The organism is Rhizobium sp. 01N48 (assembly GCF_056399145.1).
Map to the genome: position 1 here is coordinate 101,267 of NZ_JBFTQT010000010.1, position 16,319 is coordinate 117,585.

At 62.4% G+C, this 16,319-nt stretch carries 13 protein-coding genes; 9 read left to right on the forward strand and 4 right to left on the reverse strand.

Annotated features, from left to right (window positions below; translation table 11 throughout):
• Nucleotides 1-145 precede the first annotated feature (145 nt).
• The 3 genes from denD to AC1DOG_RS18885 all read left to right on the forward strand — a co-directional run bounded on the left by denD (nucleotide 146) and on the right by AC1DOG_RS18885 (nucleotide 3,964).
• On the forward strand, nucleotides 146-1,132 hold the full coding sequence (gene denD / locus AC1DOG_RS18875) for a D-erythronate dehydrogenase (protein ID WP_477930181.1): 987 nt from the start codon (nucleotides 146-148) through the stop codon (nucleotides 1,130-1,132).
• Complete coding sequence (locus tag AC1DOG_RS18880) at nucleotides 1,129-2,025, forward strand: NAD(P)-dependent oxidoreductase (RefSeq protein WP_477930183.1); 897 nt, start codon at nucleotides 1,129-1,131, stop codon at nucleotides 2,023-2,025. Before denD ends, AC1DOG_RS18880 begins: the two co-directional genes overlap by 4 nt.
• A 172-nt stretch (nucleotides 2,026-2,197) precedes the next feature.
• Nucleotides 2,198-3,964, forward strand: coding sequence for a putative bifunctional diguanylate cyclase/phosphodiesterase (locus tag AC1DOG_RS18885; RefSeq protein WP_477930185.1), 1,767 nt, complete (start codon nucleotides 2,198-2,200; stop codon nucleotides 3,962-3,964).
• A gap of 3 nt (nucleotides 3,965-3,967) precedes the next feature.
• On the opposite strand, the gene AC1DOG_RS18890 is transcribed toward AC1DOG_RS18885, so the two are convergent.
• From AC1DOG_RS18890 to AC1DOG_RS18905, 4 genes are all read right to left on the reverse strand, one after another.
• On the reverse strand, nucleotides 3,968-4,990 hold the full coding sequence (locus AC1DOG_RS18890) for an NAD-dependent epimerase/dehydratase family protein (RefSeq protein WP_477930330.1): 1,023 nt from the start codon (nucleotides 4,988-4,990) through the stop codon (nucleotides 3,968-3,970).
• Nucleotides 4,991-5,013: 23 nt separating this feature from the next.
• The gene (locus AC1DOG_RS18895) at nucleotides 5,014-6,327 is read right to left on the reverse strand and encodes a UDP-glucose dehydrogenase family protein (protein WP_112945333.1); all 1,314 of its coding nucleotides are present in this window, start codon (nucleotides 6,325-6,327) and stop codon (nucleotides 5,014-5,016) included.
• 96 nt (nucleotides 6,328-6,423) lie between these two features.
• Complete coding sequence (locus AC1DOG_RS18900) at nucleotides 6,424-7,851, reverse strand: mannose-1-phosphate guanylyltransferase/mannose-6-phosphate isomerase (protein ID WP_477930187.1); 1,428 nt, start codon at nucleotides 7,849-7,851, stop codon at nucleotides 6,424-6,426.
• Nucleotides 7,852-7,885: 34 nt separating this feature from the next.
• Nucleotides 7,886-9,310, reverse strand: a complete 1,425-nt coding sequence (locus tag AC1DOG_RS18905) for a phosphomannomutase (protein ID WP_477930189.1) — start codon at nucleotides 9,308-9,310, stop codon at nucleotides 7,886-7,888.
• Nucleotides 9,311-9,471: 161 nt separating this feature from the next.
• Between AC1DOG_RS18905 and ung the strand changes: the two genes are divergently transcribed.
• The 6 genes from ung to AC1DOG_RS18935 all read left to right on the forward strand — a co-directional run bounded on the left by ung (nucleotide 9,472) and on the right by AC1DOG_RS18935 (nucleotide 16,290).
• Nucleotides 9,472-10,173 (forward strand): uracil-DNA glycosylase, encoded by a 702-nt coding sequence (gene ung, locus AC1DOG_RS18910; RefSeq protein WP_477930191.1) that lies wholly within the window; start codon nucleotides 9,472-9,474, stop codon nucleotides 10,171-10,173.
• 139 nt (nucleotides 10,174-10,312) lie between these two features.
• Entirely contained in the window at nucleotides 10,313-11,245 is a 933-nt protein-coding gene (locus tag AC1DOG_RS18915) for a VOC family protein (protein ID WP_477930193.1), read from the forward strand.
• A 15-nt stretch (nucleotides 11,246-11,260) separates the two neighbouring features.
• Nucleotides 11,261-11,869, forward strand: a complete 609-nt coding sequence (locus tag AC1DOG_RS18920) for an alpha/beta hydrolase (RefSeq protein WP_113008347.1) — start codon at nucleotides 11,261-11,263, stop codon at nucleotides 11,867-11,869.
• 152 nt (nucleotides 11,870-12,021) lie between these two features.
• A complete protein-coding gene (locus AC1DOG_RS18925; RefSeq protein WP_477930196.1) occupies nucleotides 12,022-13,869 on the forward strand; it encodes a Wzz/FepE/Etk N-terminal domain-containing protein in 1,848 nt (615 codons plus the stop codon).
• Nucleotides 13,870-14,089: 220 nt separating this feature from the next.
• Nucleotides 14,090-15,298 carry a glycosyltransferase family 4 protein gene (locus AC1DOG_RS18930; RefSeq protein ID WP_477930198.1) on the forward strand — a complete coding sequence of 403 codons (1,209 nt, stop codon included), beginning with the start codon at nucleotides 14,090-14,092 and terminating at the stop codon, nucleotides 15,296-15,298.
• A gap of 17 nt (nucleotides 15,299-15,315) precedes the next feature.
• Nucleotides 15,316-16,290, forward strand: coding sequence for an NAD-dependent epimerase/dehydratase family protein (locus tag AC1DOG_RS18935; protein ID WP_477930200.1), 975 nt, complete (start codon nucleotides 15,316-15,318; stop codon nucleotides 16,288-16,290).
• Nucleotides 16,291-16,319: the final 29 nt, after the last annotated feature.

Consider the following 16,319-nt stretch of genomic DNA (forward strand, 5'->3'; position numbering starts at 1 on the left):
GGTTCACGGATCCGGCGCGATATGTCCAGCATTTTGTTTGCAATGCAGCATGGCTTTTTGAGCTTGCATCGGCGCGGGCGGCCCTATCAATTGTGAGGGGATACGGGTGGTTACTGCTTCGCCGCCCGTCACGAGAGGAGGTTCCATGCATATCGCTATCATCGGCGCTGCCGGCATGATCGGGCGCAAGCTCACCGAACGGCTGGTGTCCGACGGGCAACTGTCCGGGCAGGCGATCGGGCGGCTGACGCTCGTCGATGTCGTGGCGCCGGCAGCACCTGTCGGCTTTGCCGGGCGGGTGGATGCGAGTGCGGCCGATATCTCGCAGCCGGGGCAGGCGGCGCTGATCGTCGGGTCGCGGCCGGATATCATCTTCCACCTCGCGGCCATCGTTTCGGCGGAAGCCGAGCTCGATTTCGAGAAGGGCTACGGCATCAATCTCGAGGGGACGCGGGCGTTGTTCGAGGCGATCCGTCTGGCGCATTTGCAGGATGGCTATCGTCCCTGCGTGGTCTTCACCTCCTCCATCGCCGTCTTCGGCGCGCCGATGCCTGACGTTATCCCCGACGATTTCAATCTGACGCCGCTGACGAGCTACGGCACGCAAAAGGCGATGAGCGAGCTTTTGCTTGCCGATTATACGAGGCGCGGCTTCATCGACGGTATCGGCATTCGGTTGCCGACGATTTGCGTCAGGCCGGGCAAGCCGAACAAGGCTGCTTCCGGTTTCTTCTCCGGCATCATCCGCGAGCCGCTGGCGGGACAGCCGGCCCTTCTTCCGGTGCCAGATACGGTGCGCCACTGGCATGCCTCGCCGCGCTCGGCGGTCGGCTTTCTCATCCACGCCGCCAGCATCGATCTCGAACCGCTCGGCGCGCAGCGAAGCCTGACGATGCCCGGCGTCAGCGCCTCGGTCGGTGAGCAGATCGAAGCCTTGCGGGCGATCGCGGGCGACAAGGCGGTGGCGCTGATCCGGCGCGAGCCGGACGAACTGGTGATGAGGATCGTCGGCGGCTGGGCGCGGGCCTTCGCGCCGGAGCGGGCAACGCGCCTCGGCTTCGTGGCGGAGACGAGCTTCGAAGAGATCATTCGCGTGCATATAGAAGACGAAATGGAAGGCAGTATCCGATGAGCAGTCAACAACGGGCGATCGCGTTTCTGGGCACCGGGCTGATGGGCGCGCCGATGGTTCGGCGTCTGCTCGATGCCGGGTTTGCCGTCACCGCCTGGAACCGCGACATCGCCAAGGCCGAGGCGCTGAGGGTCGATGGTGCTGCCGTTGCGACGACAGCGGCTTTGGCCGTTGAGGGAGCGTCGGTCGTCTTCACAATGCTCAGCGATGGCAATGCAGTTGGCGACGTCTTGTTCTCGCAAGGTGTGGCAGAGGCGCTTTCGCCCGGCGCGGTCGTCATCGATTGCAGCTCGATCACGCCTGAGGCGGCGCGCGATCATGCGGCGAGGCTCAGTGAACGTGGCATCCGTCACCTAGATGCGCCGGTTTCCGGTGGTGTCGTCGGCGCGTCGGCCGGTACGCTTGCGATCATGGCGGGCGGTAGCGCCGATGTCGTCGATGCGTTGAGCGACGTGTTTTCCGCGCTCGGCCGGGTGACGCATGTGGGGCCAAGCGGCACCGGCCAGCTCGCCAAGCTGGGCAACCAGCAGATCGTGGCGATCACCATCGGCGCTGTCGCCGAGGCGATGATGCTGGTCGAGGCCGGTGGCGGGTCGGCGGAGGCGTTTCGTCGGGCGATCCGCGGCGGCTTTGCCGAGAGCCGAATTCTTGAGATTCACGGTCAACGTATGGTGGAGCGCAATTTCGGCGGCGCCGGCCCTTCGAGGCTGCAGTTGAAGGATCTCAACAACATCGCCGCCGAGGCAAGTAACCTGGCGCTGACCTTGCCGCTGACCGAGGCCGTGCGCGCGGAGTTTGCCGCGTTCGTCGAGGATGGCAATGGCGATACGGATCACAGCGGCTTGCTGCTACAGCTGGAGCGAAAGGCCGGCCGCGAAGGCGGAAAATCCTGATGGTCGGTACGGTCCCTGACGAACAATAAATAGTGCTGGTACGCCGTCATGCAATCATTGATAGATTTTTAGGGTGTTCTAATTAATGTCACACTTGGCAATCACTGGTAGGTGATCGTGGTTGCTGGCGGGCACGGGGATGGGTTTCGCTTTGACGTTGCGTGAGGCATGAATGGCTTTGGCATCTAAGAACTCCAGACGCTCTGAGCGGGAGTTTCAAGATCTTCTACGGCGTTTGGAGCTTGCGCTCGATGCGTCGCAGATCGGTGTCTGGGAGCATGACTTGCGATCGAACGAGATCTCCTGGGACGTGCAGATGCATCGCCTCTATCACTCCGGCCAGCGGAGCGGTCCCGTGCCGACATCGATCTGGTCGAACGCGATCCATCCCGATGATCGCGCGCGTGCCACCCAGGAATTCAATGACGCCATCGCCAAGCGAGGCCAGTACAATTCGGAGTTCCGGATCGTCTGGCCGAATGGCGAAATCCGCTACATCCGCTCGCGTGCGCATTTCTATGTGAGCGACGAGGGGGCGCCCTCGTTCATCGGCGCGGAATGGGATGTGACCGCTGACGTGCTTTTGAACGCCGAGGCGGCACGGCAGCGCGAGGTCGCAGAGGCCCGCGCGCTTGCGCTGGAGGAGAGCACGGCGCGGATCGAGCATGCGGCCGAGCACGACTACCTGACCGGTCTGCCGAACCGGCGCTTCTTCGACAAGCGGATCGCGGAACTCGCCGACGACGAAACCATCTCGACGCTCGCGGTGCTGCATCTCGACCTCGACGAGTTCAAGCAGATCAATGACAGCTACGGCCATGCAGCCGGCGATGCCGTGTTGCGCGCAGCCGCACTGCGGATCGCCGCGGTGCTCCCTGAAACTGGCATGGCGGCGCGCATCGGCGGCGACGAGTTCGTCATCGTGCTCGTGAATTTCGAGAGCATGGACGAACTGCGGGACATTGCGCGCCGTGTGCAGAAGCGGTTGCGCAAGAAGATCCGCTTCGGGCATGAGATGCTGCAGTCGGGCAGTTCCATCGGCATTTCATGGTCGGCGGATCGCGGCGATACCAATCTTCTGGCCGAATCCGACATGGCGCTCTACGCGGCCAAGAGCGGCGGGCGCGACCGCATCGAGTTCTTCACGCAGCGGCTGAAGGACGAGCTGATGGGCAAGCGGCGGATCGCCGAGGAGCTCAAGCTGGCGCTGACGGCGGGCGAGATCGTTCCCTATTACCAGCTGCAATTCGACGCCCGCACGCGGGAGATCGTCGGGCTCGAAGCGCTGGCGCGCTGGCGTCACAAGGAGAGGGGCATTCTGGCACCGGCGGATTTCCTGAAGGTGGCCGATGAGCATGGGTTGACCGCCGAAATCGACGCGTCGATCCTTCGCCACGTTCTGAGGGACCGCCGCGAATGGGAGCAACATGGCTTCGATGTGCCGAGGATTTCGGTGAACATCTCCGGCCAGCGGCTTTATGATCCGCTTTTGATCAGCGATCTGGAAGCGCTGGATATCCCTGATAATTCGATCGTCTTCGAGTTGATCGAGACGATCTTCCTCGACGACTGCGACGACGAGATGATGCAGAGCGTCGACCGGATCAAGCTGATGGGCATCGAGATCGAGATCGACGATTTCGGCTCCGGTCATGCCTCGCTGATCGGTCTCGTCAGGCTGCGCCCGACGCGGCTGAAAATCGACCGCCAGCTGGTGGATGCGATCGATACGTCTGACGAGCAGCGGCGGGTGGTGAAGTCGATCATCGAGATCGCCAAGGCGCTCGGCGTCAAGGTGATCGCCGAGGGCGTCGAGACCGAGCGGCATGCCGCGACGCTGGCCAAGCTCGGCTGCGATGCGTTGCAAGGGTTTGCGCTGAGCAGGCCGGTGCCGGCGGCGGAGATCGACGCCAAGTTTTCCGCGCTGGTTACAAGCTGATAATCAGCTTGCCGTGGCGAGTTCGCCGCGCGCTTCGAGATACCACTCCACGAAGGCCGCCACACCCTGTTCGAGCGAGGTGCCCGGCGTATAGCCGGTCAGCGCCTGCAACAAGTCGGGGCTGGCGTAGGTGCGCGGCACGTCGCCTTGCTGCATCGGCAGCATGACGCGCTTGGCCGGACGGCCGAGGGCTTTCTCCACGGTTTCGACGAAGTCGAGCAGGCTGATCGGCTGGCCGCCGCCGATGTTGACGATGCGGAACGGCGCCTGGTGCGACAGCGTTTCGACCTTCTCGGACGCGACGCGATTGCTCTCGGCGGGCACGACGGCCGAGAGACGCACAACGGATTCCACGAGATCGTCGATATAGGTGAAATCCCGGCTCATCTTGCCTTCGCCGTAAATCTCGATCGGCTGGCCCTCCAGCATGTTCTTGACGAACTTGAAGAGCGCCATATCCGGCCGGCCCCAAGGGCCGTAGACGGTGAAGAAGCGGAAGGCGGTGGTCGGGATCTTGTGGAGATGGGCATAGCTGTGCGCCATCAGCTCCATCGACTTCTTGGTCGCGGCGTAGAAGGTGAGCGGTTCGTCGGCGCGGTCGGTTTCGTGGAAGGGAACGGTCGGATTGGCGCCGTAGATCGAGGAGGTCGAGGCCAGCATCAGGTGGGAGACGCCGGTGTTCTTGGCGATCTCCAGGATGTTCCAGGAGCCGATCAGATTCGAGTTGAGATAAGCCTCAGGGTTCTCGTTGCTGTAGCGAACGCCGGCCTGGGCGGCGAGGTGGATCATCACGTCGGGCCTTGCGGCCGCGACCGCCTGCTCGAGTGCGGCGCGATCCTCCAGCATCGCCGTCACCGGCGTGAAGGCCGGGAACTGGGCGAGGGCGGCGTTGCGCATATGCTTGAGCTTGATGTTGTAATAATGCGTCATGCCATCGAAGCCGGTGACCTCGTGGCCGTCCTGCAGAAGCCGGCGCGCGAGATGGAAGCCGATGAAACCGGCCGTTCCGGTGATGAAATACCGCATGCTCATGCCCTGCCTGCTTTTGGTTATGCCTTGCTCTTCTTGCCGACCGCGAAGTAGCTGAAGCCATGTCTGGTGACTTCGGCGATCGGATAGATGTTGCGCAGATCGACCAGCACCGGCGTCTTGACCAGGGTCTTCAGCCGCTTGAAGTCAAGCGCGCGGAATTCCTCCCATTCGGTGACCAGCACCAGCGCATCGGCGCCTTCGGCGATCTCGTAAGGGTCGCTGCCGTAGACGACGGGGCCGAGCAAGTCTTTCGCCGCATCCATCCCCTCGGGATCATAGACGTGAACCGTTGCGCCGCCGTCGAGCAGCGCCTGGATGATGGTGATCGAGGGCGCGTCGCGCATGTCGTCTGTGTTCGGCTTGAAGGTCAGGCCCAATATAGCGATCTTCTTGCCGCGCACGTTGCCGTCGCAGGCGGCGACCACTTTGCGACCCATGGCGCGCTTGCGGTTGTCGTTGATGGCAACGGTGGTCTCGATCAGCCGCATCGGGCTGTCGTGATCCTGCGCGGTCTTGACCAGCGCCAGCGTGTCCTTGGGGAAGCACGAGCCGCCATAGCCGGGGCCGGCATGCAGGAACTTGTCGCCGATGCGCTTGTCCATGCCGATGCCCTTGGCGACCTTCTGCACGTCGGCGCCGATCTGCTCGCAGAGATCGGCGATCTCGTTGATGAAGGTGATCTTCATGGCCAGGAACGCATTGGCCGCGTACTTGATCAGCTCGGAGGTGCGGCGCTCGCAGAAATAGAGCGGGGCTTCGTTGAGATAGAGCGGGCGGTAGACTTCGCGCATCACCTCGATGGCGCGCGGCTCCTCGGTGCCAAGCACGATGCGGTCCGGGCGCTTGAAGTCGGTGATGGCGGCACCTTCGCGCAGGAATTCCGGGTTGGACACGACTTCGATGTCCTTGTCGGGGAACTCTTCGCGGAAGATGCGCTCGAGCTCGTCACCGGTGCCGACGGGGACCGTCGACTTGGTGACGACGACGGTGAAGCCTTGCACCGATGCGGCAATTTCACGCGCCGCCGCATAGACGTAACTCAGGTCCGCATGACCGTCGCCGCGGCGCGAGGGCGTGCCGACCGCGATAAAGACGACGTCTGCAGCGGCCACGGGGGCTGCGAGATCCCGGGAGAAATCCAGGCGTCCAGCGGCTCTGTTCTGGGCGATGATCGTGTCGAGGCCTGGTTCGAAGATCGGCACCTGGCCCGCTTCTAGCGCGTCGATCTTGGCGGCCGACTTGTCGACACAGGTGATATGATGGCCGAAATCCGCGAGGCAGGCCCCCGAGACGAGGCCCACATAGCCCGAGCCGATCATCACAATACGCATGGAAATTTTCCTCAAACACCGATCACGGCCTCGCCGATCGACGGGGCCATGACGGTGTTACAGAGGTAATTTTATAAGTTCAAGACAACCAAGAGGTCAGTTGCGGCCGAACTCGTCGACGATACGGATGATGTCGTCTTCGCCGAGATAGGAGCCCGTCTGGACTTCGATCAGTTCGAGCAGGATCTTGCCCGGATTGGCGAGGCGATGGACTTCGCCCAGCGGGATATAGACCGATTCGTTTTCGCGCAGCATCTGCACGTTCTCGCCGATCGTGACCTCGGCCGTGCCCTTGACGACGATCCAGTGCTCGGAGCGGTGGTGGTGCTTTTGCAGCGACAGCTTCTTGCCAGGGGTGACGAAGATGCGCTTCACCTGGAAGCGGTCGCCGTTGAAGATCGAGGTGTAGCCGCCCCAGGGACGGTAAGAGGTCGGGTGCGTCTCGGTGAGCTTCGATGTTGCCGGCTTGGAGGCGAGCATCTTGACGATGGCGCCGACGTCCTGGCTGTCCTTGAGGTGACCGACATAGACGGCATCTTCGCTGGCGATGACGGCGACGTCGTCCATGCCATTGACCGCCAGATGCACGCCGTGGGTCATGACCAGCGAGTTACGAGTGTTGACGACGGTGGTGTTTTCGGCGGCGACATTACCCTTTTCGTCAGGATTGCCGCTCTTCCAGATCGCATCCCAGCTGCCGAGATCCGACCACTGGAACGGCGAGGGAACGACGGCAGCGTTCTTTGTCTTCTCCATGACCGCGTAGTCGATGGAGATATCCGGGCTCTCGGCGAAGGCCGCCTTGTCGAGGCGGATGAAGTCTAGATCCTTGACACCTTGAGCGACCGCTTCGCCGGCAGCCTTGAGGACATCAGGCGCGAAGGTCGTCATTTCGCTGAGCAGCTTGGTGACCGGGAACATGAACATGCCGGAGTTCCAGTAGAAGCCGCCCGATGCCAGCATCTCCTCGGCCTTCGCAAGCGGCGGCTTCTCGATGAAGCGCTTGACTGACAGCGCGCCGCTTGGCAGCGCCTCGCCGCCTTCGATATAGCCGTAGCCGGTTGCCGGTTCCGTCGGCTTGATGCCGAAGGTGACGAGCTTGCCTGCGGATGCGGCGGCAATCGCGGCGCGTACCGCGTCGAAATAGACCTGGTCGGCGTCGATCTCGTGGTCCGAAGCCAGCACATGCATGATCGCGCTCTCGCCGAAGCGGTCGCGCACCAGCGCGCCGGCTGCGGCAACCGCTGCGGCCGTGTTGCGGGCCATCGGCTCCAGAAGGATGCTCGACAGCGAGATATCGAGCTCCCGGGCCTGCTCGGCGACGAGGAAGCGGAACTCCTCGTTGGTGATGACGATCGCCGGCTCATAGAGTGTCTTGTCGGAGACGCGCAGCAATGTTTCCTGAAAAAGGGTGGTATCGCCAATGAAGCGGATGAACTGCTTGGGGGCGGCGGCGCGCGACAGCGGCCACAGGCGCGTGCCCTTGCCGCCTGCCATGATTATCGGAACGATCTTCTGCGTCATCTGGATGTGTCCTCGAATGGTCTTAAATCGCTGATCAGTTTGCGCTGGCCCAGGCGCGGATGCGCGCCAAGCCGGCTGTTAGAAGGTCGGTGGCAGCGCTCTCCGTCTCCGCTTCCACGTAGCAGCGCATCTCCGGCGCATTGCCCGATGGGCGGAAGTGGATGATGCGCTTGTCGGCAAGCGTTACGCGCAGGCCGTCGATGTCGCTGGTGCTTTCGACTTGGCCGATCGGCTGCAGGAAATCGGAGAGATTGGCGGGGCTTGCGCGCAGATGCGCCATCAGTTTCGCGCTGGTCTCGACCGGGAAGTTCTCAAGCCGGTCGGCGGCGGCGAAGGGGAGCGCGTAGCCCGATGCGATTGAAGACAGGGGGCGCTTGTTTGCGGCCGCCTGCGCCAGCGTCGCCAGAACAGGCAGGAAGCAATCGCGGGTCGGCAAGGCCAGCAGCGTGGTGCCATTGAGCTCGAAATCGCTTGCCACCAGCGTGCCGCCATTGGCCTCGAAGCCGACGACACCGGTCTTGCCCGATGCCAGCGCCTCCTGCATGCCTGATATCACGAAGGGCGATCCGACGCGGGTGCGGATGACGCTGAACGAGCCTGATGCTTCGATGCCGGAGTTGGAGGTCACCGGTGTCACTACGGCGTCCGCGCCGAGGAAGTTGGCGGCAATCAGGCCAAGGAGGTCACCGCGCAGCGGGGTGCCGGTCTCATCGGTGACCAGCGGCCGGTCGCCATCGCCGTCGGCAGACACGATGGCGTCGAGGCCGTGGTCGGTTGCTGCCTGCTTCAGCAGCGCAACGGTTTCTTCCGAGACGGCTTCGGTGTCGACGGGGATGAAGTGTTCGGAGCGCGCGAAAGCCGTGACTTGAGCGCCGAAGTGCTTGAGCAGGTCGACCATGAGATCGCGGGCGACGGTGCTGTGCTGGTAGACGCCGACCTTCAGACCGGCAAGCGCATTGGCGGGCAGCAGGTTGGTGTTGCGCTTCGTAAACAGGTCGAGGCATGCGCTCGACTGATCCTCGGCCTGCCGGTCGCCCAGCGGCCATTCGAAGCCGGTGCGGTCGAGATCGGCAGCGGCTGCCGTGATCGCGGCTTCGTCGGCCTTGTCGATCTCGCCGTCGGGCCGATAGAATTTGATGCCGTTGCGGTCGGCGGGGATGTGTGAGCCGGTGATCATCAGCGAGGCGGCGCTAAGATGCAGGCCGTAGAGCGCCAGCGCCGGCGTCGGCACCGTGCCGCAATCGACCATCGCAAAACCGAGCTTGCCGAGCGCCTTGATGCAGTCGGCTGATATCTCGGGGCTGGAATCGCGGAAGTCGCGGCCGATAAGGATCGGGTCACCCGCCTTTGCCCGCCCGCTTTCAAGCAGATAGCGGCCAAACGCCCTCGCATAGAGCGCCGATGCCCGGCCCTTCAGATCCTCGGAAAGGCCTCGAAGCCCGCTTGTCCCAAATTTCATTCTGAATAAGCCCTCGGCAACGCTTGAATTCGACCATGTTTTAAAAGCAGACTACCCAAAGTTCGTAAACTTTGATGGCCGGCGACCGGTAAAATGTCCGCCAAATCCCTTTTCGACGCAAGTTTACAGCTCGTTTTTGGCGAGCCGGCGGAGGCAATTGCATGAATGAACAGACGATCGCACTCGAAGACAGCTGGAAGAGCGCCTTGTCCACCGAGTTCGAGCAGCCCTACATGCAAAGGCTGAAAAACTTCCTTATCGAGCGAAAGCAGATGGGGAAACGGATTTTTCCTAAGGGATCAGAATATTTCAAGGCTCTTGATCTGGCACCGCTTAAAGATGTGAAGGTCGTGATCCTCGGTCAGGACCCCTATCACGGCGCGGGCCAGGCGCATGGCCTGTGTTTCAGCGTGCAGCCGGGCATTAGAATTCCGCCGTCGCTTGTCAATATCTACAAGGAGTTGCAGGCCGATCTCGGGATTACGCCGGCGCGCCACGGCTTTCTTGAGCATTGGGCGCGGCAGGGCGTCCTGCTATTAAACAGCGTGCTGACGGTCGAGGAGGCGCAGGCCGCGTCGCATCAGGGCAAGGGGTGGGAGACCTTCACCGATGCCGTCATCCGCAAGGTCAACGATGAATGCGACGCCGTGGTCTTCATCTTGTGGGGCGCCTATGCGCAGCGCAAGGCGGCGTTCGTCGATACATCCCGGCATCTCGTTCTCAAATCGCCGCATCCGTCGCCACTTTCCGCGCATAACGGCTTCTTCGGCTGCCATCACTTTTCCAAGGCGAATGCCTTTCTTGAGGAGCATGGCCGTGCGCCGATCGATTGGCAGCTTCCTGAAAATCCTGACGATGAATAGCTTGCGATGAACGACATCCTCTCATCGTTCACTAAAAGTAGACAATGCGTTCCGGTCGCTGGGACTATTCCAACGGCCGCGAAAGGATCATCTATGACCCATCGAACAGCCCGCCAGGCGGGCCAGAAAGGGGTCTCAAATGCTCGACCAGATCAAGGGTCTTCATCACGTTACGTCGATGGCTGCGAACGCCCAGACGAACAATCAATTCTTCACCAACGCGCTCGGTCTGCGCCGCGTCAAGAAGACCGTCAATTTCGACGCTCCCGACGTCTATCACCTCTATTACGGCGACGAGAACGGTGCGCCGGGCACGATCATGACCTACTTCCCGTTCCCGAAGATGGCGCAGGGCCGTCCGGGCACCGGCGAAGTCGGAACGACGGTCTATTCCATTCCCGAGGGTTCGATCGGCTTCTGGAGCGATCGTCTCGCCAAGCTGAATGTGACGGGTCTGAAGGCTGAGGAAACATTCGGCGAGAAGCGGCTGAACTTTGCCGGTCCCGATGGTGACGGCTTTGCGTTGGTCGAGGTCAAGGACGACGCCCGTCTGCCCTGGACGCATGGTGGTATCGGCGAAGATCAGGCGATCCGTGGCTTCCATTCAGTTGCCATGCGGCTGCGCGACGACGGCGCGACATCGGAACTCTTGAAGTTCATGGGCTATCAGGTCCAGGACGAGCGCGACGGCGTCAAGCGCCTGACCATCCCAGGCGGCAACGGCGCGCATCTGATCGATCTTGAGACGATGCCGAACATCTCGCGGGCGCTTCCGGGCGCGGGCTCGGTGCATCACGTCGCCTTCGCCGTCGAAAACCGCGCGAAGCAGCTGGAGGTCCGCAAGGCCCTGATGGACACCGGATACCAGGTCACGCCGGTTATCGACCGCGATTACTTCTGGGCGATCTATTTCCGCACGCCAGGCGGCGTGCTGTTTGAAATCGCCACCAACGAACCGGGCTTCGACCGGGACGAGGATACGGCGCATCTCGGCGAGGCGCTGAAGCTGCCGACGCAGCACGAGCATCTGCGCTCGCTGCTGGAACAGCATCTCGAACCGCTGGAAGCATAAGCTAGGGATATCGATATGACCGATCATGGATATGTGCACCGGCTGCATGCCGGTGCCGCGGGCAAGCCTATTCTCTTCACCCTGCACGGGACGGGCGGAGACGAGAACCAGTTCTTCGACTTCGCGCGGCAGCTTCTGCCCGAGGCAACCATTGTCTCGCCGCGTGGGGATGTGTCGGAATACGGCGCCGCGCGCTTCTTCAAGCGCACCGGCGAGGGCGTTTACGATATGGCCGATCTGGCGCGGGCGACCGACAAGATGGCGGGTTACGTCAGCGAGCTCGCAAGGGAGCATCAGGCTTCGGCGATCCTCGGGCTGGGCTTTTCGAACGGCGCGAACATTCTCGCCAACGTGCTGATCGAGAAAGGGTTGTTCGATGCGTCGGCGCTGATGCATCCGCTCATTCCCTTCCAGCCGAAGGCGAATGCCGGTCTGGCGGGACGCAAGGTGCTGATCACCGCCGGCGAGCGCGATCCGATCAGCCCCGTGCCGGTCACGAAGGCGCTGGCTGATTACTACGAGCGCCAGAATGCTGATGTGACGACCGTGTGGCATCCCGGCGGACACGAGATCCGGCCGAACGAGGTCGATGCGATCAAGGCGCTCTTCGAGCCGTACAGATAAGAACATCATCGGGGAGGCCTTTCGGGGTCTGCCCGATGGCTTCTTGCGCGCTACCACTTTGATCTAGGGTCATGCCCTCAATCTTCTGTGGTAATTTTTCATCATTGATACTGGAGCGGGTATAGGTTTCATTTTCCGAGGAATGCATTCGTATGAGCGATATTGCCGACCTCAGGATGATTTCAGGCCTTCTCCGTCGCCAGATATGGGTGGTCTTGGCCACCGCCGCAGCCATTCTCTCTTTGACAGCCATCGTCCTGACGGTGTTGACGCCGCGATATACGGCGCAGGCGCTTGTCGTTGTCGACACCAGCGCCAAGAACCTGCTGGCGCCGGATAGCGCGGCAATCGCCAGCGCTTCCGATAACGCGCGGGTGGAGGGGGAGGTGCGGATCGCGCAGTCCGATGCCGTGCTTCTCGATGTCGTGCGCGAGGGCAGGCTGGTTGATGACACGGAATTCGCACCCCGATCCGGCTACCTTACGGGCATCTTGGCTCGCTTCGGCGGCGCATCCTCTCACACCACCGATGACGCCGAGCGCGAGACGCTGGCCTCGTTCAAGGAGGCGGTCCGGGTCCGTCGCGAGGGGCTGACCTATCTCATCACCGTTGGCGTCACATCCGAGGATGCCGGGAAGGCCGCGCTTCTCGCCAACCGCGTGGCTTCGGTTTACATCAGGCATCAGATCGACGCCAAGGTGGCGGGTACGATCGCGGCCCGCAACAGCCTGCAGGCACGGGTGAGTGCCGCCAATGACAGCCTTGCGAGCCACGAGGGGCGGCTGGATGGCTTCCTTGCCGCCAATGCCGGCATGCGCGATGCCTTCAGCAACGGCAATATGGGCTTGCGCGTCGCAGATGCGCAGCTCAATCGAGCGGCCACGCTACCGGCAAGCACGCCGCAGCTGCCGACACCTTCCGAGACGTTGACGCAGTTCTATAGCCTGCAGCAATCGGCTGAGATCGCGCGGGCGCAATATCAGAACCTGCTCACCCGACTGCAGGATTTCGAGGCGCAGGCCAGCCTGCAACTGGCCGACAGCCGGGTGATTTCGGAGGCCTTGCCGCCGATCGAGCCATCCTATCCGAGGGTGGCTGCAATCCTTGCCGTCATGAGCCTCGTCGCGCTGGGGTTCGGTATCGGGGCGGGCTTCCTGCGGGAGTTCTTTGTTGGCGGATTTACCGGGGAGGACCAGGTCGAGGCGGTGCTGAACATTCAGCTGGCCTCGGTCGTGCCGCATGAAGAGGGTGGCGAGCTGGAGCGGCCACATGGGCGCGGGCTCTCGGACCGGATCATGACCGCGCCGCTGTCGGTCTTTTCGGAATCGATCCGGCGGATCCGGGTGTCGGTCGAGCAAGCGCTTCTCAGCCGGCATCCTGTGCTGGAGGATGCCTGCGAGGAGGGCATCGTGATCATGGTATCCTCCAGCCTTCCGGGGGAGGGGAAATCGACACTCGCCACCGCGCTGGCACGGACCTATGCGCTTGCCGGAAAGCGCACGCTGCTCATCGACTGCGATCTCAGGAAGCCCAGCATTCACCGCCACGTCGATCGCGAGCCGACGCCCGCATTCGTCAATCTGTTGCGCGGCGAAGCCGATCCGGGGCTTGCCAGCATGGTGGCCGTCGACCACGCCACGAACCTTTCCGTTATCCTGGGCGCGCGGCCGGCCGAGTTTGCGACCGACGAGCTGCTGATGAGCGCGCGGGTGCGGGCGCTTCTCTCGCGAGCACGGTTGCATTTCGACTACGTCGTCATCGACACGCCGCCGGTCGAGGCGGCTGTGGATGCGCTCTATCTGGCGAGGCTCTGCGATGTCGCGCTCTTCGTGGTGCGCTGGGCGCGGACGCCGCAGAACGTCGCGCGCAAGGCGGTGGCCGCGCTGAAGGGAAATGTCGGCGGCGGCACGCCTGTGATCGCGGTGCTGAACGGGCAGGATCAGCGCCATTGGTTCAGTTTTAAGGACAAGCCGCTGTGGCGCACTGCTTATGCTGGGTAGGGGGTTGGAGGCCGCCGCTCCCGCCGTGGCCTACCTCTTTAGGTGCAATCCAGGCGTTTATCGGCGGCGTCCGCTTGACACGCTAGTTGCGTTACTAAAGGTTTAACTCATTCATAAATGCAACCTTATTCGCGTCATGGCTGCGCCCCGGCTTTTTTCGGTGGCGCTTGATTGCAGGCATTTGAAATAGCGATTTCACTCATTCGTTGAAGAGCAACGCATGGTCCGTGCAAGGCGCATTCTCGTCCACGACTATTCCGGTCATCCGTTTCAGGTGCAGCTTGCGCGTTCGTTGGCGCGGCGCGGGCATGAGGTTCTGCACCTCTATTCGGCGAGCTTCCAGACGCCGAAGGGGGATCTCGATACGCGGCCGGACGACCCGCCCGGATTTCGTATCGCCGGTCTTTCGTTGTCCGAGCCGTTCCAAAAATCGAGCTTCCTAAAGCGTCGTGCGCAGGAGATCGAGTTCGGACGGCTGGTGGCCAGCGAGATCAGGCGGTTTCGGCCTGACATCGTGCTCTCCGCCAATGCGCCGCTCGACACGCAGGCCGTCATCCACAAGGCCGCGCGGGCCTGCGGAGCGCGGTTCGTTTTCTGGCTGCAGGATATCTACAGCGAGGCCATTGGCCGCTTCCTGCCCGCAGCGTTTCCGCTGATCGGGAATGCGGTGGCGCGCCGATATCAGCGACTGGAGTTCGGTCTGCTGAGAGAAAGCGATCATGTCGTCGCGATCACCGACGACTTCGTTTCACATCTCCTGGTGAACGGCATTACGCCGGGTCGGGTCTCTGTCATCGAGAACTGGGCGCCGCTGGATGAGATGCGATCAGTCGAATCGAAACAGTCCGAGAGCGAAAGCGGCAATGGTCCGATCCGGGCGGTCTATGCCGGCACGCTCGGCTACAAGCACAACCCCGATCTGCTGCTGCAGGCGGCGAAAGCGCTGCCTGTTACGATCGATGTTCATTCCGAGGGCGCGATTGCCGAAAACCTGGCGTGTAGGGCGACGGTGGAAGGTGTCAACAATCTGCGCGTAAAACCGTGGGTGCCGTTTGCTGATCTGCCCGATGTGCTCGGGGGCGCCGATATTCTGATCGCGATGATCGAAGAGGGGGCCGGGGCCTTCTGCGTGCCATCCAAGGTGCTGACCTATTTCGGGTGCGGCCGGCCGGTGCTGGCCTCCGTGCCACGCAACAACCTGGCGCGGCGGCTCATCGAGCGCGCCGATGCCGGTCTTGTGTCTGATCCTGATGATGCGGCGGGGTTCATCTACAATCTGCGAAAGCTCGCCGGCGATGCCGATCTGCGCCGCCGGCTCGGCGCGAATGGTCATTCCTATGCTCGTGCACATTTCGCGATCGAGCCGATTACCGATCGCTTCGAGGCCATTTTCGCCGGCCTCTATCAGATGGAGAAACAGGTAATCTAGCGCTGGGGGGGCGTTGCATGCTGGAGAAGACTGCACTTGTCTGCGGCGCCGGAGGGTTTATCGGCAGCCACCTCGTTGCCCGGCTGAAGCGCGACGGCTTCTGGGTTCGCGGCGTCGATTTGAAGCTGCCGGACTACGAGGAAAGCGTGGCAGACGAGTTCATCGTCGGAGATCTGAGGCAAATCGACCTCTGCGAACGGGTGGTGGATCGCAATTTCCACGAGGTCTACCAGCTCGCGGCCGATATGGGCGGAGCCGGCTATATTTTTAGCGGACAGCACGACGCCGATATTATTCACAATTCGGCGACGATCAATCTCAATGTCGCCGATCTGTGCCGTCGGCGCGGGGTTGGCCGCGTATTCTTCTCATCGTCGGCCTGCGTCTATCCCGCCGTTAACCAGGCCGATCCCGACAACCCGAACTGCGAGGAATCCTCCGCCTATCCCGCAGCGCCGGACAGCGAATATGGTTGGGAAAAGCTGATCTCCGAGCGGCTCTATCAGTCCTATGCCCGCAACCACGGCATGACCTGCCGCATCGCCCGCTACCACAACATCTTCGGCCCATCGGGGACCTGGGACGGCGGCAAGGAGAAGGCACCGGCGGCGATCTGCCGGAAGGTGGCGCAGGCCGACCATGGCGGCGAGATCGAGATCTGGGGCGATGGCCTGCAGACGCGTTCCTTCCTCTACATCGATGAATGCATCGAGGGCACGATCCGGCTGATGCGCTCGGATTTTGCCGGGCCGGTCAATATCGGCTCCGAGGAAATGGTGAGCATCAACCGCCTCGTCGACATGGTGTGCGAGATCGCCGGCAAGCGGCTGCACAAGCGGCATGTCGTGGGGCCGATGGGTGTGCGCGGGCGCAGATCGGACAATCGGTTGATTGCCGAGAGGCTCCACTGGCGGCCGACTCAGCGCCTGATGGATGGCCTGGAAAAGACCTATGCCTGGATCGAGAGCCAGCTGCTGCGGAGCGCTGCGTGAGAAGCGGCTTTCCCAAGTGGGATAGGCTC